Genomic DNA, 17,913 nt, shown 5'->3' with positions numbered 1-17,913 from the left:
CATCCCATCATGGGATGAAGCGGGGGAGTGTGTCCTTGCTGTTTCCGCCTTTCAGGCGCAGTATTTTGCCGGTTTTCTCCAATTTTTGAGTTTTAGTGGTGGAAACAGCCAGAATTGATGAATTTGATGTCCGTATCCTGCGGGAGTTGGGCGCCAATGGCCGCCTGAGTGTGCAGGAGTTGAGCGAGCGGGTGGGCCTGAGCCCCACGCCCGTGGCAAGGCGCGTGCGCCAGCTGGAGGCGGCGGGCATCATCACCGGTTATGCGGCGCTGATCGACGAGGCGGCGCTGGGCTTTTCCGTTTCCGTTTTCGTGTCGGTGAAGCTCGACCGGCAGGTGGATCAGGCGCTGGCCCAGTTCGAGGAGGCGGTGCGCACCTTCCCCGAAGTTGTGGATTGCTGGCTGATGACGGGCAACCGGGACTATCTGCTGCGGGTGGTGACGGATGGGCTGGCCGGATTCGAGGCGTTTCTCACCGGCCGCCTGACAAAGCTTGCCTGCGTCTCCAGCATCGAAAGCTCCATCCCCCTGCGCCGCGTCAAGTTCGGCATCAGCCGCACGCCGTGACGCCTGCCTCCCGAAGCTGCATCGATTTCGGGCGGCGGTTCGAAAAGCGCGCTGCACTTTCCGCCGAATTGATCTACAACGCTCGCCCACTGACTGGAAAACAAGATTGGTCCTCAAAATGAAGTCCTTTGTCCTGACCCTGTCCTGCGAAGACCGTCCGGGAATCGTGGCCGCCATCACCACCGAGCTGGCCGATCTTGGCGCCAATATCGCCGAGAGCGATCAGTTCTGGGACCGGGTGACCAACCGCTTCTTCATGCGGATCGAATTCATCGTGCCGGATGAGACCACCCGCGATGCGATTGCCAATGCCATTTCGCCGGTGGTGAACCGCTTCGACCTGAAGACCGAACTCACCGATATGTCGCGCCGCAAGAAGATGATCATCATGGTCTCGAAGTTCGACCATGCGCTGTTGCATCTTCTCTATCAGATCCGCGTCGGCTGGATGGATGCGGAGGTCGTCGCCATTGTCTCCAACCATGAGGACAGCGCCCGCACCGCCACCCACGAGGGCATTCCGTTCCACTACTGGCCGGTGACCAAGGCCAACAAGGCGGAGCAGGAAGACAAGCTGCTGGCGCTGGTGAAGGAGACCGGTGCCGATCTGGTGGTGCTGGCCCGCTACATGCAGATCCTGTCCGACACCCTGTCCAAGCGGCTGTTCGGCAAGGTGATCAACATCCACCACTCGTTCCTGCCGAGCTTCAAGGGCGCGCGGCCCTATCATCAGGCGCATGAGCGCGGCGTGAAGATGATCGGTGCGACAGCTCACTACGTGACCGCCGATCTCGACGAGGGTCCGATCATCGAGCAGGACGCGGAGCGGGTGAACCACTCGCTGTCGGCCAATGATTTCACGGCCCGCGGCCGCGACATCGAGGCGCGGGTGCTGGCCCGTGCCGTGAAGTTCCACCTGGAAAACCGGGTGATCATCGTCGGCAACAAGACCATCGTCTTCAACCGCTAAGGCTCAGGCCTTCAAGCCGGAAAGCCGGTCCACCGCCTGCAGGAGCAAGTCCACATCCTGCGGGCGGGACAGGCGGTGATCGCCATCGGGGATCAGCGTGAAGGTGACGTCATCTTCCGCCAGCGCCTCCAGAAGGCGGCTCGCATGCTGCCAGGGCACGTCCGGGTCCTCGCGCCCCTGCAGGATGGTGACCGGGCAGCCTGTGGCGAGGCGCTTGTCCAGAAGCAGGTGATTGCGGCCATCCTCGATCAGCTGGCGGGTGATGGCGTAAGGCCCGTCCCCATAGGCGGAGGGGCGCTCTATGCGCCCATCGCGCATCAGCCGCTCCCGGCCCTCCTCATCCAGCCGCATCTTCCAGATGAGTTCCTCGGTGAAGTCCGTGGCCGGCGCAATGAGCACGAGGCCGCGAATGCGGCTCGGCTGCCCGGAGGCCAGTGCGGCCTTGCGATGCTCCTGTGTCAGCCGCAGCGCCAGCCAGCCGCCCATGGACGAGCCGATGAGGACCTGCGGGCCGCTGGTGCAGCGGTCAAACACGGCCAGCGCCTCTTCCAGCCAGCGCGAGATGGTGCCGTCCTCGAAGGCGCCGCCCGACAGGCCGTGGCCGGAGTAATCCATGCGCGTCACCGCCTGCCCGCGCGCCGTCGCATGGGCCGCCAGCGCCTCGGCCTTGGAGCCGTTCATGTGGGATTTGAAGCCGGAGAGCCAGAACAGGCCGGGCTGCCTGCCCGGTTCCGCCTTCACCACGATCTGCCGTTCATCCGCGCCATGGCCGAGGGTGAGGAATTGAAGGCCGTCCTGATCCAATGTAAGGCTCCGCTGTAACAGTCCTGCTGCGGGCCGGTGTGGCACAGGCGGGCGGCAAATTGAAGGGCCCTGCCTGTGAAGAGCGACACCACCACCCGCCCGGCCGTGCTTCAGGTCATCCCGGATCTCAACACCGGCGGGGCCGAGCGCACCACGGTGGATGTGGCCGCCGCGCTGGTGGCGAGGGGCTGGCGGGCGGTTGTCGTCAGCGAAGGCGGGCGGCTGGTGCCGGAGCTGGAAGCCCTTGGCGCCAAGCACATCATCCTGCCGGTGAAGTCCAAGAACCCGCTGACGATCCTTGCCAATGCGAGGCGCCTCAAGCAGGTGGCGCAGGCGGAGAACATTTCGCTCATCCATGCCCGCAGCCGGGCTCCGGCCTGGTCGGCGCTGATGGCTGCGCGCGGGCTCGGGCTTCCTTTCGTCACCACCTATCACGGCATCTACAAGCAGAAGGGCGCGCTGAAGTCCTGGTATAATTCCGTGATGGCGCGGGGCGACTGTGTCATCGCCAATTCCCGCTACACGGCAGATCTCATTGCTGCCCGTCATGAATTTGCCCGCGGCAAGATCACGGTCATCTACCGGGGCTCGGACATCGCCGCGCTGGCGCCCGAGGCCGTGACGTCTGAGCGGCGCGCGGCGCTGGTGGAGGCCTGGGGCGTGGACGGGTCCCGGCCCATTCTTTTGCAGCTGGCCCGGCTGACCGGCTGGAAGGGGCAGAAGGTGCTGATTGCCGCCATGGCGGAGCTCAAGGCGCGGGGCGCGGCCCTGCCGCTCGCCATCATTGCCGGGGATGATCAGGGCCGCAGCGGCTATCTGGCCGAACTGAAGGCGCAGATCGCCGCAGCCGGTCTGGAAGGCGACGTGCGGCTGGTGGGCCACTGTGCCGATGTGCCCGCCGCACTTTCCCTCTCCTCCCTCTCCGTGGTGGCGTCGATTGAGCCTGAAGCCTTCGGCCGGGCAGCGGTGGAGGCGCAGGCGGCCCGCGTGCCGGTGATCGTGTCGGATCTGGGCGCCGTGCCGGAAACGGTGCTGGCCCCGCCGGAAGTGCCGGAAGAAGAGCGCACCGGCTGGCGCGTGCCGCCGGGGGATGCAGCCGCGCTGGCCGGTGCCATTGCCGGCGTTCTGGCGCTTGCCCCTGATGCAAGGGCGGCGCTTGTGGAGCGGGCGCAGGGGCATGTGGCGCGGCATTTCACGGTGGAAGCCATGTGCGCTTCCACGCTTGAAGCTTATGCCGGGCTGCTTGGCCGCAGGGCAGAATGATCGCCGGCTTGCAAGAAAGGTTGACTTTCTCTGCGCTTCGGCCAATGCTTTGTCCGTTCCTGCCACACTGGATGTGGCCGCGGCCCCGGCGCAAGCGCGCGGGGCTGAAGCGCATTGGAGTGGTGCTCTGTTCCTGTTCTGGAATGGTGCTCTGTGCCCTTGCGGGAACAGTCAAACGACCGTGCTGCAACGATAGAGGAGATAGCGACCATTCGCCGTCCGTTCCGCGCCCCGCCTCCCACGAAGGATGGCCCGCGCACCAATGACGAAATTCGCGTTCGCGAAGTCCAGCTGATTGATCACGAAGGCCAGAACCGCGGCATTGTCCCGACTGGTGAAGCCCTCGAAATCGCGATGGAGGCCGGTCTCGACCTGGTCGAGATTCAGCCGAATGCGCAGCCGCCCGTATGCAAGATCCTTGACTACGGCCGGTTCAAGTATCAGTCGCAGAAGAAGGCAGCTGAAACGCGCAAGAAGCAGAAGACCGTCGAGATCAAGGAGATCAAGATGCGTCCGAACATCGACACTCATGACTATGAAGTGAAGATGAAGGCGATGATGCGTTTCTTCTCTGAAGGCGACAAGGTGAAGGTCACGCTCCGGTTCCGCGGCCGTGAAATGGCTCACCAGGATCTTGGCATGAAGCTGCTGATGCAGGTGCGCGACGAGACGGCGGAAATCGCCAAGGTCGAGTCCTCGCCCCGCCTCGAAGGCCGCCAGATGGTGATGGTTCTGTCGCCGATCCAGCGCTGAGCCTTTTTCCGGCAAAAGATTCGTGCGGCGGCTGCGGAGCAATCCGTGGCCGCCTTGCTTTTTTGATGCGGGTGATCCAGTGCCCGCATGAATCCGGTTGCAAAGGCGGCAGGCTGTCCCTATAAGCCTCCGGTCCAGAGTCGTCCGGCTCTCCGTGGACCAATTGTCTGTTGCCGTTTTCTGACCTGTTTTCCTGAAACAAGTCAGACTGCGCAGGCGGGTCCCAAGAGAACCAGGGCATGCCGTGGCGGCTTCTCGATGCACCAACAAACGAGCGGGCTTTGGCCCGCGCCAATGAAAGGATGCAAAATGCCCAAGCTGAAGACCAAGTCTGGAGCCAAGAAGCGCTTCAAGCTGACCGCGACCGGTAAGGTCAAGACCGGTCAGGCTGGCAAGCGTCATGGTATGATCAAGCGCACGGCCAAGTTCGTCCGCAACGCACGTGGCACCACCACGCTGTCGCCGCAGGACGCCCGGATCGTGAAGCAGTACATGCCGAACGCCTAACGCCACCTGACAATCAAGGAGACTACCAATGGCGCGTGTCAAGCGGGGCGTAACGGCCCATGCCCGTCATAAGAAGGTTATCAAGGCAGCCAAGGGTTACTATGGCCGCCGCAAGAACACCATCCGCGTGGCCAAGCAGGCCGTCGAGAAGGCAGCACAATATGCCTATCGCGACCGCAAGGTCAGGAAGAGGAACTTCCGCTCGCTCTGGATCCAGCGCATCAACGCTGCCACCCGTGAGCTGGGCCTGACCTACGGCCGCTTCATCGACGGCCTCAACAAGGCTGGCATCGAAGTCGACCGCAAGGTTCTGTCCGATCTCGCCATCCATCAGCCGGAAGCCTTCAAGGCTCTGGTCGAGAAGGCTCAGGGCGCTCTGGCTGCCTAAGCAGCCCGGCCCTCGCGGCATGATCGCAAGGCGCTCCCGGAAACGGGGGCGCCTTTTTCTTTTGGGGCGGAGGGGGCGCATAATACCAAGGCTTTCGATGCTGACGTATCGCACCTTGAAAATGCTCAAGCCCCTCCATCGTCATACCGGACGCAGCGAAGCGGAGATCCGGTACCGGTGAGTCCCGGACCACCGGCTCTGGCGCAAGGGAGTAACCTCATGCACCCCGGCTCACCGGTCCCGGCTCTCGCTCTGCTCGGCCGGGATGACGCCGGAAGGGGCGTGCTTGACGGATGGGCGCTCCATTGCCGCAGCCATCCCGTCCCATTTCACGTCCCCATTCTGTGCCAAAGCGGGGCCGGGTGCCGGGACGGGACAGGCTGGCGGACCGGAGGCATGGGCCGGACCGGCGCAGTATGTCCGGTCATGGGTGCCTGGACGGCGAAACGGGCCGCCGGATGGGGCTGGCGGGGGCGGGAAGATTCAGACGGAATCTCAGTGCCTTGAGCGTTTCAGGTCTGCCTGCGGCCTGTGGTGTTAACCATTAAATGAAATTTCTCAATAAATTCAATGTCAAAAAGTTAACGCGGTCCGGCCTGCTGGCACATGCCTTGCGACTTTCAGGACAAGCCCCGTGAGGGCGTCCCGAAGTGAAACAGGCAGAGGCAGATCCGTTGCGTATCGATCCTATCCGAGCCCAAGAGCGTGCCGCCGCCCGCCGCAGTGCCAGGGCGAGAGCCAAGGCCGAAGCTGCCACCGCCGCGCAGGCCGAAGAGCTGCGCCGCACGCCGCCCTCCGTTCCCGTGCCCATGGTGCTGCGCACCGAGGAGCGCACCGCCAGCTTCACCATGTACCGGCCCGATGCGGCGTTTCTGGCCCAGCTCATCGCCATGCGCGATGCCGGTGCGCTGAATGATGACGCGGGAAGCGATGCGGCGGTGAGCTACCGCCGCACGGCAGCCAGCCCCCGCCGCCGGCCAGCCGGTTTCGTGGTGTCAGCCAGTTTCTGAGGGCAGGCGTCAAAGAAGTTTCGAGGTCCCCGGGTGGGGGCTTCAGGAGGGGGCGGTTTCGGGGGGAGCCGCCCTCTCGCCTTTTCGGTTCAGTATCCCGCCGCGTGGCCATCCTTGCGCGGGTCGGAACCGCCGATAAACAGGCCACGCTTGCGCTCGATGCGGATGGCCTGCGAGCCGCCAATCGGTGCAGGTGCCTGCTTCACGGTGTGGCCCTTGGCGCGCAGCACGTCGAGGCTCGCTGCCGGAATGCCGCTCTCGGCCTGCAGGAAGCTGAAGCCGTCATCCATGAAGATACGCGGGAAGTCGATCGCCTGCTGCACGTCCATGCCATAGTCGATCATGTTGGTCAGCACATGGGTGTGGCCGCAGGCCTGATACTGGCCGCCCATGACGCCAAAGGACATCCAGGGCGCCCCATCCTTCAGCACGAAGGCGGGAATGATGGTGTGCATGGGCCGCTTGCCTCCCTCGATGGTGTTGGGATGACCCGGCGCCACCTTGAAGCTGGCGCCCCGGTTGTGCAGCAGCACGCCGGAGTTGGGCGCCAGAATGCCCGATCCGAAGCTGTGGAAGATGGAATTGATGAAGGACACCGTCAGGCCGCTGCTGTCGGCGACGGTCAGATAGACCGTATCCGTCTGCGGCGGGGCGCTGGGCAGGGGCAGGTCCTGCGTGCGTGCGGCAGGGTTGAGAAGCGGGGCAAGTCTTTCGATCATGTCATCGGCGAAGAGGGACATGTGGCAGGCATCCATATGTCCCGGATCGGCGACGAACCGGTCGCGCATGGCATAGGCGATGCGGGCTGCTTCCATTTCCAGATGCAGCCGCTCGCCGCCCAGCGGATCGAGGCTGGAAAGGTCGTAGCGTTCCAGCAGGCCCAGCATGATCAGCGCCACAATGCCCTGCCCGTTGGGCGGCAGCTCGGCCACGGTATAGCCGCGGTAGTCGCGGGTGACGGGGGCAACGGCGGTGGTGTGGCAAGCGGCGAGATCCTCCAGCGTCATGTAGCTGCCGCGTGCCTTCAGCGTTGCAACGATATCCTCGGCCACTGCGCCGGTGTAGAAGGCATCCGCGCCCCCGCTGGCGATGGCGGCCAGCGTGTCTGCCAGCGCCGGGAAACGCAGGATATCGCTCGCTTCCGGTGCCTTGCCGCCGGGCAGATAGGTCTTGGCGGCCGCTTCATCGGCCGAAAGCTTGGCAATGGAAGCCGGCCAGTCGAGCGCGACGCGCGGCGCAACGGCAAAGCCGTCGCGGGCATAGGCAATGGCACGCTTGAACAGGGTGGCGAAGGAGAGTGTGCCATGGGCCTTCAGCAGGGTCTCCCAGGCGCGCACCGCGCCGGGCACCGTCACCGCGTGGGCGCTCTCCGGATTGATGCTGGTCAGTCCCGCATCGCGCAAGGCTGTGGAGGAAACGCCCCTTGGTGCTGCGCCCGAACCGTTGAAGCCCGCCATGCGGCCATCGGCTTCCGTCACAATGGCAAAGCAATCGCCGCCGATGCCGGTCATATGCGGCTCGACCACGCATTGCACGGCGACGGCGGCAATGGCCGCGTCCACCGCGTTGCCGCCATCCTGCAGCACCTCCAGGGCGGCGGCCGTCGCCAGCGGGTGGGATGTGGCGGCAAGGCCGTTGGTGGCATAGACCGGCGAGCGGCCGGGCATTTCAAAGTTTCGCGCCAAGATCGTATTCTCCCTCGCCCATTGTTTCCCTCCCGGCGCAGATCTTTACCCGCTGCTGCCGCTGTGTCCCGTCCGTAAGATCTGGTAGCCAGATGGAAGGGCAGGGCGGTGATGCCCTGCATTGAGCAAGTCTAGAGGAGAAGCCGGCTCATGAGCAAACTGACACTTTCGTCCGCACAGACAATCATCTCTGCCGCTTTGGCAAAGGCGGAGAGCCTGAAGCTGAAGCCGCTGACCGTGGCGGTGATCGATGCCGGCGGGCATCTGGTCGCCATGGTCCGGCAGGACAATTCCTCGATCCTGCGGCCGCAGATTGCCTTCGGCAAGGCCTATGGTGCTGTCGGTGTCGGGGCGGGCTCGCGCTGGCTCAACACGGCAGCTGCCGAGCGGCCGCATTTCGTCCAGGCGCTCAACGGCATTTCGGGCGGTGCCATCGTGCCGGTGCCCGGCGGCGTGCTGATCCGCGATGGCGCAGGGGAAATCCTCGGCGCCGTGGGCATCTCCGGCGACACTTCGGACAATGACGAGGCCTGCGCCGTGGCAGGCATCGAAGCAGCCGGTTTCAAGCCGGACTGCGGCTGAGGAGCCGGCTCTTACCATCGGACGTAAGGGGGAGCACCGCATTCTCCTTTTGCCGCAGAGCCCCTCTCCCCCCTTGAGGGGGAGATGTCTGCGCCAGCAGACAGAGGGGGGTATCAGCGTCTCAACTGGGTTCTGCCTCTCGCATAAATGGACAGTCCGTTACCCCCCTCTGCCCCCTGCCGGGGGCATCTCCCCCTCAAGGGGGGAGAGGAGTTGGTGCCTGGCCGGCAGCCCGGTTCAAACACTGCCGTCTGAGAGGTACCCGCGGCCCTTGCCGTCTCACGTCCAGGGTATTTCGCGGACGTGAGCGCGGTCTGGTGAGACGGCGCGCCGGGGGGGCTGCCTCAGTCCTTGCTGCCGCTGATCGCGTCGAGCTTTTTCTGCATGGCGGCCAGCTGCTTCTTCATGTCGTCCAGATCCGATCCGGCGGAGGCGGCCGGTTTTTCCGGTGCGGCGGCGGGCGCTGCGGCCGTGCCGGGGGTGGCTGCGCCGGGCAGCGAGAAGGGCATGAACATCTTCATCGCCCGCTCGAACATTTCGGTGTTGCGCTTCACCTGCTCTTCCATCATCTCGAAGGCGCTGGCGCCGAAGGCTTCGCTCATCTGGGCGCGCAGCTTGTCCTGCTCCTTGGTCAGGGAGGAGATCGAGAACTCGAGATAGCTCGGCACCAGGCCCTGCATGCTGTCCCCGTAGAAGCGGATCAGTTGGCGCAGGAAAGTGATCGGCAGCAGATTCTGCCCGCCCTTGCCTTCCTGCTCGAAAATGATCTGGGTGAGGACGGAGCGGGTAATGTCTTCGCCGGTCTTGGCGTCAAAAACCACAAAATCCTCTTCGCCCTTCACCATCACGGCCAGATCCTCAAGGGTCACATAGGTGCTGGTGCCTGTGTTGTAGAGGCGGCGGTTGGCGTATTTCTTGATGATCGTGGGCTCGGTCGTCTTGGCCATCTCGTCTGTCGCTCCCGGTTGCCTTTCCTGCCTGCCCGGACATGCGGGGCCGGTGGCGGCAAGTTCCTCTTTTGCTGCAACATCTTCCCCGTGTTGCAGCGTCCTCCGCGACAAGACTATGCCAAAGCCGGGCACCCATGCCAGCCTTTTCCTGCTGCGGGGCGAAAGCGGGTGTGCGGTGCACGCTATACGGGTTGTTGCGGGCGCGAAGAGCGGTTGACTTGTCGCGTTTCACAGTCTCTAGTCTGACGGAGCGGGGAGTGTGGTCCTGTCAGAAAAAACAAGCGGCGGACCCGCCATATCCCGGGAGGAATCAGTTTCAGGAGGTCTTCATGAGCGCTTCTACAGACGTCGTTATTGTCAGTGCCACCCGCACGGCCGTGGGTTCATTCAACGGGTCTTTCGCCAATACACCGGCCCATGAGCTGGGTGCCACCGTCATCAAGGCAGCGCTGGCAAAGGCAGGCGTGGATGCCGCCGACGTCAACGAACTGATCTTCGGCCAGGTGCTCACCGCCGGTCAGGGGCAGAACCCGGCCCGTCAGGCCGCCATTGCCGCCGGCCTCTCCCAGGATTCCACCGCGTGGCTGCTCAACCAGGTCTGCGGCTCCGGCCTGCGCACGGTGGCCATTGCTGCCCAGCAGATCATGTGCGGCGACGCCAGCATCGTGATTGCAGGCGGCCAGGAAAACATGTCGCTCTCGCCGCACTGCGCACCGATGCGCGCCGGCTACAAGATGGGCGACTACAAGATGATCGACACCATGATCAAGGACGGCCTGTGGGATGCCTTCAACGGCTACCACATGGGCCAGACGGCGGAAAACGTCGCCCAGAAGTGGCAGATCAGCCGTGACGAGCAGGACGCCTTCGCCCTCGCCTCGCAGAACAAGGCGGAAGCTGCCCAGAAGGCCGGCCGCTTCAAGGACGAGATCACGCCCGTCACCATCGCCGACCGCAAGGGCGACAAGGTGATCGAGGATGACGAATACATCCGCCATGGCGCAACGCTGGAAAGCATGTCCAAGCTGCGCCCGGCCTTCAACAAGGAAGGCTCCGTCACCGCAGGCAATGCCTCGGGCATCAATGACGGCGCTGCGGCGCTGGTGGTGATGAGCGCGGCCGAAGCTGCCCGCCGCGGCCTTACCCCGCTCGCCCGCATTGCGTCGTGGGCAACGGCAGGCGTTGATCCGGCCGTCATGGGCTCCGGCCCGATCCCGGCCTCGCGCAAGGCGCTGGAGAAAGCCGGCTGGAGCGTTGCCGACCTCGATCTGGTGGAAGCCAACGAAGCCTTCGCGGCGCAGGCCTGTGCCGTCAACAAGGACATGGGCTGGAACCCGGACATCGTCAACGTCAACGGCGGTGCCATCGCCATCGGTCATCCGATTGGTGCATCGGGTGCGCGCGTTCTCGTCACGCTGCTGCACGAAATGGGCCGCCGTGACGCCAAGAAGGGCCTTGCGACGCTCTGCATCGGCGGCGGCATGGGCGTGGCGCTCTGCGTCGAGCGCTAAGCCTTTGCTGTGAAGCGGGCCGCAAGAGCCTGCATGTCCAGTTTCTTCCCGGCGGGCTATCTGCCGGGAAGTTCAATCGGGAACAGGGCTGAAGAAACAGGCCCGTAGTCTGGGGAGAGATGAATGAGCAAGGTTGCGTTGGTCACCGGGGGCACCCGCGGTATCGGTGAGGCCATTTCTCTGGGTTTGAAGGCGGCAGGCTACACGGTTGCCGCCACCTATGCCGGCAACACGGAAAAGGCCGAAGCCTTCAAGGCGGCCACGGGCATTCACGTCTACAAGTGGGACGTGGCCAATGAGCAGGAATGCGCCGAAGGCATTGCCAAGGTGGAAGCAGAGCTCGGCCCGGTCGAGATCCTGGTGAACAACGCCGGGATCACCCGTGACGGCATGTTCCACAAGATGACGTTCGACCAGTGGCGCGCGGTGATGTCCACCAACCTCGACAGCATGTTCACCATGACCCGCCCGGTCATCGAGGGCATGCGCAACCGGGGCTGGGGCCGCATCATCAACATTTCCTCGATCAACGGCCAGAAGGGCCAGATGGGCCAGGCCAACTACTCCGCCGCCAAGGCCGGTGTGATCGGCTTCAGCAAGGCGCTGGCGCAGGAAAATGCCTTCAAGGGCATCACCGTCAACACGGTCTGTCCGGGCTACATCAACACCGATATGGTCGCCGCCATGCCGGAAAAGGTGCTGCAGCAGATCGTCTCGGGCATCCCGGTCGGCCGTCTCGGCCACCCGGAGGAAATCGCCCAGACGGTGGTCTATCTCGCTTCCGACGCGGCTGCCTTCATGACCGGCGCGGTGATGACCATCAACGGCGGCCAGTACATCGCCAACGGCTGATAGAGCGTGATGTTTTGACCCAGCCCCGCCGTGGCCCTGAAGGCTGCGGCGGGGTTTTCTATTCCGAAACTCCACCGGCAGGGCGCTGCGCCCTTGACCTTGTGACCCTGCTGTTCCTATCTGCAGGCAGGCATAATTACAGCCGGTGGCTGGTGGAGTGAGCATGGAATTTGAACGGGCCCCGAACGACCCTGCACACAAGGACATGGCGCCGCTGCTGAAGCTGGCGCTGGAACTGGGGCCGCTGGCGGTCTTCTTCCTGTTCAACACGCGCGGCGAGCAGATCGCGGCGGCCTTTCCGGCGCTCAGCGTCTTTGGTGCGCCGATCTTTCTGGCGACCGCCGCCTTCATGGTGGCCATTGCCATTTCGCTGGCCGTGTCGCTCTATCTGACGCGGCGCCTGCCGGTCATGCCGCTCGTCTCCGGTATCATCGTTTTCGTCTTTGGTGCGCTGACCCTGTGGCTGCATGATGATCTCTTCATCAAGCTGAAGCCGACGATCATCAATACCCTGTTCGGCGTCATCCTGCTGGGCGGGCTTTTCTTCGGCAAATCGCTGCTGGGTTATGTCTTCGACAGCGCCTTCCGCCTGACGGACGAGGGCTGGCGCATTCTCACCCTGCGTTGGGGGCTGTTCTTTCTGGCGCTGGCGGTGCTGAATGAAGTGATCTGGCGCAGCTTCTCGACGGATTTCTGGGTCAGCTTCAAGGTGTTCGGCATGATGCCGATCACGCTGATCTTCACCATGACCCAGCTGCCGCTGATCCAGCGCCATGCCTTGCCCGAAGAGGGCAGCGGCAAGACGGACGCCTGACAGCCAGTCCGGAGCGCGTGCTGGCGGTTTATGCCAAGGCTCTGAGATGCTGACGCACCACGCCTTGAAAAGGCTCAAAGGCCGCACGGGCTTCACCAATGCTCGATAAGTCAAGCTCATCGAGCGTTGGTGTTAGTCCCGCCCGTCGAGGCTGATGTCCCGGCGGGCGCCGGTGAGACTGACCGTGAAGCCTGCAATCACGTCGATCATCGCGATCACCGTCAGGATGAAGAAAACCGAGCTGGCGGCCTGCGGCACGGTCAGGAACTCCACCAGATAGACGGCAAAGACCATCATCGACAGGATGTGGTCGGAGAGAGCTGCCGTGCCGGTGCGGGTGGCCTTGAGGATTTCAAGGAACAGCACCACCAGCCCGCAAAGGATCATCAGGTCACCCGAGACCAGCGAGAACCTTGCGCCCGATACCAGCTCCAGCGTCAGCATCGGCTGGAACCACGGATCCCCGGCAGGGCTCCCGAAGAAGCCGAAGGCGGTCAGATTGTAAAGCGCGAGGGGGATGAGCGTCAGGGGAAGGGACAGGAACCTGGACATGCGCCTCTCCTTGGAGACTCGATTCTGCAGTGATGCAGCCTGTCTTATACCAACTCTTTCGCTGCCGGCGCATCACGCCTTGCATTGCCGGCGTCAGCCGGCCTGATCCGCTCTCCGGTGCACACGAAAAAGGCCGGTGTTGCCACCAGCCTTGATCTTGAGATCGCAGTCGCGATCCTTGCCTCAGACGTCGGCCTTCGGCTGCAGGATCTGACGGCCCCGGTACATGCCGGTCTTCAGGTCAACGTGATGCGGGCGGCGCAGTTCGCCCGAATCCTTGTCCTCGACGTAGGTCGGCTGCTTCAGGGCGTCCGCGGAACGGCGAAAACCGCGCTTCATGCGCGAGGTTTTTCTCTTCGGAACGGCCATTTTTTTGTTCTCCGTGGTCCATAGTCAGCGCGGCCCGGACCGGGATTGCCCGGGGCGTGGCATCACGCAGCGTGTAAGAATGGGCGGGGTTATACAGGCAACTGAAGGCTTTTGCCAGTCCATAACAGAATTTTTCTTCACCGCCTCAGCGGCTGGCCAGAACGCAGCCGAAAATGTTGCCCGCATTCGCGATCCGGCGCTGATTCGTGTCGGCCAAGCGGGCGTGTCCCCGGCCGGGTCTGGCGGGATTCCTGAGGATCGGATTGGGCAGGGCCGTGGCAAGGCGCGAGGCCTCGGCCTGCGTCAGGTCTGCGGCTGACTTGCCGAACCAGGCCTGCGCGGCCGCTTCCGCCCCGAAGATGCCTTCGCCCCATTCGGCGACATTGAGATAAAGCTCCATGATCCGGCGCTTGGTCAGGATCTGGTCGATCATCAGCGCGGTGGGCAGTTCCAGCCCTTTGCGGATGAAGCTGCGGTCGCCCCAGAGAAACAGGTTCTTGGCCAGCTGCATGGTGATGGTGGAGGCCCCGCGTGCTTCCTGGCCGGCATTGAGCTTCTGGATCTGCCCATGCAGGGCATCCCAGTCCACGCCCCGGTGCTCGCAGAAGCGGGCGTCCTCGGAGGTGATCACGGCCCGCACCAGATGCGGGGAAATCTGATCGAGAGACCGCCATTGCCGGTCCACCCAGAGGCCTTGCGCATAGCGGCCGATCATCAGCGTGCTGATGGGCGGGACAACGGAATAAATGACTGTCAGCAGCGGCGGCGCTAGGACAAGCAGCAACAGCGTCCAGACGATGATCCGGGTGATCTTCAGGCTGCGTCTTGTCCGGTTGCGCGGCATTCTTGCGGCCTCATTCCCATCACTGGTTCCGGGCGCGTCTGTCTCGCGCACACCCGTGTCCAGCGTGCCCGGATGCCGCGTTTCCGGCGGACTGGTCGTGCTGCCTGGCAAGCCATCTTCCTGGGCCAAAGGAACGCTGCTCCTCACCATTGCGGCGGGTGCATGCCGCCTCGTGCCTTCCTGCCGTTTCTACATGCGGTTGGGTCCTGCGTCAAAGCCGGGCGGAAGATGTGCAAGCCGTCTTGACGGCGGACCGGTTTCGGGTGACGAGGGCATCCGGTTGGAGCCTTGCGTGAAGGGCAGATGCAATGACGTGGCTTGAGGACAGCCTGCGCCAGATGGTGCAGCAGATGGATGCGGTTCTGGGCAAGGTGCTGTCGGACGCGCCGCGGCCGGGCGAGGTTCTGCGGCCGGAGCGCCTGCTTGCGGCCATGCGCCATGGCTCGCTCAATGGCGGCAAGCGTCTGCGTCCGCTGCTGGTTGCCGAAACCGCCGCTGCCTTCGGCCGCAGGGACGAGGGCGTTCTACTGGCGGCTGCCGCGCTGGAATGCGTGCATTGCTATTCACTGGTGCATGACGATCTTCCGGCGATGGATGATGACGACCTGCGCCGGGGCCAGCCGACCGTTCACAAGGCCTTTGACGAGGCAACCGCCATTCTGGCGGGCGATGCCTTGCTGACGCTGGCCTTTGATCTGATTGCGGCTCCTGAGGTCCATGCCGATCCTTCGGTGCGGCTGCAGCTGTCGCAGGAACTGGCGCGCGCGTCCGGTGTTGGCGGCATGGCGGGCGGGCAGATGCTGGATCTGGCGGCAGAGCACCGGCAGTTGTCCGAGGACGAGATCCGCACCCTGCAGGCGATGAAGACCGGCGCGCTGCTGCGCTATGCCTGCCGTGCCGGTGCCATTCTGGCCGGGGCAGCCCCTGACGATGTGGCGCGCATGACCCGGTTCGGGGAGATCATCGGCCTGGCCTTCCAGCTGGCGGATGATCTTCTGGACCTGGAGGCCTCGCCGGAAGTCATGGGCAAGGCGACGGGCAAGGATGCCGAGGCGGGCAAGGCCACCTTGGTCAGCCTCTATGGGCCCGAGCGCACCCGCGCCATTCTCAAAGGCCTTGTCGCCGAGGCGGAGCATCTGGTGGCGGGCGCCGGCGAGGGCGGCAGGCGTCTGGCGGAAGTCGCAGCTTTCGTTGCCTTCCGCGACCGCTGATCGTCAGGCCTGAGCCGTGCCCGGCCCCCGCAGGTTGCGGGGCCTCAGCTTGAGGCCGTTTTGGGGCAGGCTTTTGGGCCGGGCGCGGCGCTGGAGGCCGTATCCTGACCCGTGTTCATCGCCTTGGCCATGTCCCGCAGCATCACACCGGGAATTTCCGCTGCGGTGACGGGCCTGCCGAACAGGTAGCCCTGCACATTGTCGATCTCCAGATCCCGGATGACACGGGCCTGAAATACGGTCTCGATGCCTTCGATCGTCACCTGCAGCTTCAAGGCCCGGCCAAGGGCCACGATGGCCTTGAGGATCTGCTGGATGGTCTCGCCCGAATGGGAATAGGCCTCCATGAAGCTGCGGTCGATCTTGAGTTTGTCGAAGGGGAAGCGCCACAGATAGCTGAGGCTGGAATATCCGGTGCCGAAATCATCCATGACGATGCTGACACCGAGCGCTTTCAGATCGGTCAGCTGCTGCAGGATGGCGCCGGTGTCTTGCAGCAGGATGCCTTCGGTGATTTCCAGTTCCAGCCGGCTGGCCTGAAGCCCGGAGGCCTGAAGAGCGTCAGCCACCTTCTGCGGCAGGTTGCCAGAGGCAAACTGCGTGGGAGACAGGTTCACGGCGACGGCAATGTCACCGCCCCAGCCCACCGCTGCTCCGCAGGCCTGCCGCAGGGCCCACTCGCCAAACTCCGGCAGCAGGCCCAGTTCTTCTGCAACGGGAATGAAGAGTGCAGGCGAGACAGGGGCGCCGCTCCCGTCGCTCATCCGCATCAGGGCTTCAAAGCCTGAGATCCGGTTCTGTGACAGACTGAGGATCGGCTGGAAATTGAGGCTGAGGAGATTGTTCTGGATTGCGGAGCGCAACAGCTGCTCCAGCTGGCGGCGGCTGTTCAGCTCCTCTTCCATCGTGTCGCTGAAGAAGCCCGAGCCACGGCTGCCGGTGGACTTGACGAACTGCAGCGCCATGCTTGCCTTTGTCATCAGCTCATTGGCAACAGTCGTGTCCGCCGGGGCGAGGCTGGTTCCGGCGCTGACAGAGATCTGAACTTCACGGCCCTCCAGGGCGTAAACTTCAGAAAGCTGTTCAACGAGCCGCGCGGCCATGGCTTCTGCCTGTTGCGCCGACGTGATGCCGCATTGGGCCACGATCAGTTCATCACCGCCCAGACGGGCAACGAAGTCGCCCGGCCGCACCATTTCGCTCAGGCGCAGCGCCACCAGCCGGATCAGCCCATCGGCGCCATCTTCCCCCAGTTCGTCGTTGATCCGCTTGAACCGGTCGATGTCGAGATGATGCAGCGCGATTGAACGGCCCCGGTCCAGTTCCGACAAGGCTGTTTCCAGGCGGGCCTGGAAGGCCGTGCGGTTCAACAACCCGGTCAGCCGGTCGTGGCTGGCCAGGAATTCGGCCCGTTCTTCCGAGGCATTGCGGGCGCGCACCGCAGTCATGATCCAGGAAAAGCAGATGGCAAAGGCCAGCCCCAGCAGGCATGCCAGCACGAGGCTTGCAAGGATCAGATCCTTGCGGAAGCCTGCCGCCAGTTCGGATTCGTCGATGACTGTCTCAAGCAGTGCAACCGTCCGGCCTTCCTGCTGAACGGGCAAGGTCGTTACCGCCGTGATCGATATCCGGCCTGCCAGCAAATTTCTTTCGACCGTTGTGTGAAGACGGTCCGGGGTCTTGGCGGCCGTCAGCCGGGTCTCTGGCGCGGATGGGCCACGCAGAAGCTCGACCCGCCGGTCTTCGACCCGCAGGACAGGATCTCCATCCGGCGTTGCCAGAATGATACGTGTGGTCCGGCCGAGAGCCTGCATCAGCGCAAGGGCTTGAGTTTCCTGTTGTGAGGGGGCCGTGCCGCTGACAATTCCGGCAAGATCAGGCAGCTTACCGGCCAGTGCTTCTGCAAGTGCTGCGCTCTGGATCCTGGCATCCTGCCGGACCCAGTGGCTGACCGCCGTTCCCAGCACAGACATCGCGATTGCGACAAAGATGAGTGCAATAAGTATAGACCCGCCAATCAGCTGAAAATCTGCAGATCTTTCCGGCTTTCTCATCATCACCCCCGCTCCACCCCGGAAGAAGCTAGACAGAAACTCCCTAATTTTCCCTATCCAGAGCGTGATGCCTAGAGTGGTAAATGCCGAGGCCTTCCTCTGCCCATGGTTGTAAAAAGTTAATGCTTTGTTAAGAATTGGATTGATACAATTCAAGATGGTTTCAGTTGCCAGGCTGCCGCAAATTTCTGCTGTTGCGCCGGAATTATGACTGGTCCTGCTTCCATC

Annotated in this window: 19 protein-coding genes; 12 read left to right on the top strand and 7 right to left on the bottom strand. The window is 63.7% G+C overall.

All coding sequences use genetic code 11. The features are described 5' to 3' along the window. Positions 1-95: 95 nt before the first annotated feature. Complete coding sequence (locus ACVNHC_RS21030) at positions 96-566, top strand: Lrp/AsnC family transcriptional regulator (RefSeq protein ID WP_457169251.1); 471 nt, start codon at positions 96-98, stop codon at positions 564-566. Positions 567-684: 118 nt separating this feature from the next. Continuing rightward, positions 685-1,536, top strand: a complete 852-nt coding sequence (purU, locus tag ACVNHC_RS21025; RefSeq protein ID WP_186392362.1) for a formyltetrahydrofolate deformylase — start codon at positions 685-687, stop codon at positions 1,534-1,536. A 3-nt stretch (positions 1,537-1,539) separates the two neighbouring features. On the opposite strand, the gene ACVNHC_RS21020 is transcribed toward purU, so the two are convergent. Next, positions 1,540-2,340 carry an alpha/beta hydrolase gene (locus tag ACVNHC_RS21020; protein ID WP_457169248.1) on the bottom strand — a complete coding sequence of 267 codons (801 nt, stop codon included), beginning with the start codon at positions 2,338-2,340 and terminating at the stop codon, positions 1,540-1,542. Between the two features lie 75 nt (positions 2,341-2,415). Here ACVNHC_RS21020 and ACVNHC_RS21015 point away from each other — a divergent pair, with 75 nt between their 5' ends. The 5 genes from ACVNHC_RS21015 to ACVNHC_RS20995 all read left to right on the top strand — a co-directional run bounded on the left by ACVNHC_RS21015 (position 2,416) and on the right by ACVNHC_RS20995 (position 6,261). After that, positions 2,416-3,603 (top strand): glycosyltransferase family 4 protein, encoded by a 1,188-nt coding sequence (locus tag ACVNHC_RS21015; protein ID WP_457169246.1) that lies wholly within the window; start codon positions 2,416-2,418, stop codon positions 3,601-3,603. A gap of 210 nt (positions 3,604-3,813) precedes the next feature. After that, positions 3,814-4,356 (top strand): translation initiation factor IF-3, encoded by a 543-nt coding sequence (gene infC, locus ACVNHC_RS21010; protein WP_026355866.1) that lies wholly within the window; start codon positions 3,814-3,816, stop codon positions 4,354-4,356. Positions 4,357-4,665: 309 nt separating this feature from the next. Then, positions 4,666-4,863 carry a 50S ribosomal protein L35 gene (rpmI, locus tag ACVNHC_RS21005; protein ID WP_019965302.1) on the top strand — a complete coding sequence of 66 codons (198 nt, stop codon included), beginning with the start codon at positions 4,666-4,668 and terminating at the stop codon, positions 4,861-4,863. Positions 4,864-4,891: 28 nt separating this feature from the next. Then, positions 4,892-5,251 (top strand): 50S ribosomal protein L20, encoded by a 360-nt coding sequence (rplT, locus tag ACVNHC_RS21000; protein ID WP_019965303.1) that lies wholly within the window; start codon positions 4,892-4,894, stop codon positions 5,249-5,251. A gap of 674 nt (positions 5,252-5,925) precedes the next feature. Further along, entirely contained in the window at positions 5,926-6,261 is a 336-nt protein-coding gene (locus tag ACVNHC_RS20995; protein ID WP_157757106.1) for a hypothetical protein, read from the top strand. 89 nt (positions 6,262-6,350) lie between these two features. On the opposite strand, the gene ggt is transcribed toward ACVNHC_RS20995, so the two are convergent. Then, entirely contained in the window at positions 6,351-7,928 is a 1,578-nt protein-coding gene (ggt, locus tag ACVNHC_RS20990; RefSeq protein ID WP_457169294.1) for a gamma-glutamyltransferase, read from the bottom strand. Positions 7,929-8,096: 168 nt separating this feature from the next. Between ggt and ACVNHC_RS20985 the strand changes: the two genes are divergently transcribed. Then, entirely contained in the window at positions 8,097-8,528 is a 432-nt protein-coding gene (locus ACVNHC_RS20985) for a GlcG/HbpS family heme-binding protein (protein ID WP_050473862.1), read from the top strand. A 344-nt stretch (positions 8,529-8,872) separates the two neighbouring features. On the opposite strand, the gene phaR is transcribed toward ACVNHC_RS20985, so the two are convergent. Beyond that, positions 8,873-9,475 carry a polyhydroxyalkanoate synthesis repressor PhaR gene (gene phaR, locus ACVNHC_RS20980; protein WP_050473863.1) on the bottom strand — a complete coding sequence of 201 codons (603 nt, stop codon included), beginning with the start codon at positions 9,473-9,475 and terminating at the stop codon, positions 8,873-8,875. A 332-nt stretch (positions 9,476-9,807) separates the two neighbouring features. On the opposite strand from phaR, the gene ACVNHC_RS20975 reads away from it, so the two are divergent. The 3 genes from ACVNHC_RS20975 (at position 9,808) to ACVNHC_RS20965 (ending at position 12,655) form a co-directional block, all read left to right on the top strand. Continuing rightward, complete coding sequence (locus tag ACVNHC_RS20975; protein WP_019965308.1) at positions 9,808-10,989, top strand: acetyl-CoA C-acetyltransferase; 1,182 nt, start codon at positions 9,808-9,810, stop codon at positions 10,987-10,989. A gap of 123 nt (positions 10,990-11,112) precedes the next feature. Beyond that, positions 11,113-11,841 (top strand): acetoacetyl-CoA reductase, encoded by a 729-nt coding sequence (gene phbB / locus ACVNHC_RS20970; RefSeq protein ID WP_457169242.1) that lies wholly within the window; start codon positions 11,113-11,115, stop codon positions 11,839-11,841. A gap of 163 nt (positions 11,842-12,004) precedes the next feature. Continuing rightward, positions 12,005-12,655: a septation protein A gene (locus tag ACVNHC_RS20965; protein WP_058898532.1), complete on the top strand. Its 651-nt coding sequence runs from the start codon at positions 12,005-12,007 to the stop codon at positions 12,653-12,655. A 132-nt stretch (positions 12,656-12,787) separates the two neighbouring features. Here the strand turns inward: ACVNHC_RS20965 and ACVNHC_RS20960 are convergent, their stop codons facing one another. The 3 genes from ACVNHC_RS20960 to mtgA all read right to left on the bottom strand — a co-directional run bounded on the left by ACVNHC_RS20960 (position 12,788) and on the right by mtgA (position 14,420). Continuing rightward, positions 12,788-13,207, bottom strand: coding sequence for a hypothetical protein (locus tag ACVNHC_RS20960; RefSeq protein WP_050473865.1), 420 nt, complete (start codon positions 13,205-13,207; stop codon positions 12,788-12,790). Positions 13,208-13,390: 183 nt separating this feature from the next. Then, on the bottom strand, positions 13,391-13,576 hold the full coding sequence (gene rpmF / locus ACVNHC_RS20955) for a 50S ribosomal protein L32 (protein ID WP_026355869.1): 186 nt from the start codon (positions 13,574-13,576) through the stop codon (positions 13,391-13,393). Positions 13,577-13,721: 145 nt separating this feature from the next. Continuing rightward, positions 13,722-14,420 (bottom strand): monofunctional biosynthetic peptidoglycan transglycosylase, encoded by a 699-nt coding sequence (gene mtgA / locus ACVNHC_RS20950; RefSeq protein ID WP_050473970.1) that lies wholly within the window; start codon positions 14,418-14,420, stop codon positions 13,722-13,724. A gap of 308 nt (positions 14,421-14,728) precedes the next feature. On the opposite strand from mtgA, the gene ACVNHC_RS20945 reads away from it, so the two are divergent. Then, a complete protein-coding gene (locus tag ACVNHC_RS20945; protein ID WP_457169239.1) occupies positions 14,729-15,631 on the top strand; it encodes a polyprenyl synthetase family protein in 903 nt (300 codons plus the stop codon). Between the two features lie 44 nt (positions 15,632-15,675). Here ACVNHC_RS20945 and ACVNHC_RS20940 read toward each other — a convergent pair whose 3' ends face one another. Beyond that, complete coding sequence (locus tag ACVNHC_RS20940; RefSeq protein WP_457169237.1) at positions 15,676-17,604, bottom strand: putative bifunctional diguanylate cyclase/phosphodiesterase; 1,929 nt, start codon at positions 17,602-17,604, stop codon at positions 15,676-15,678. Positions 17,605-17,913 lie beyond the last annotated feature (309 nt).

The sequence above is a fragment of the Pannonibacter sp. Q-1 genome (assembly GCF_054073275.1).
Note: the sequence above shows the minus strand (reverse complement) of the source record. Positions and strands in the feature narration are given on the sequence as shown.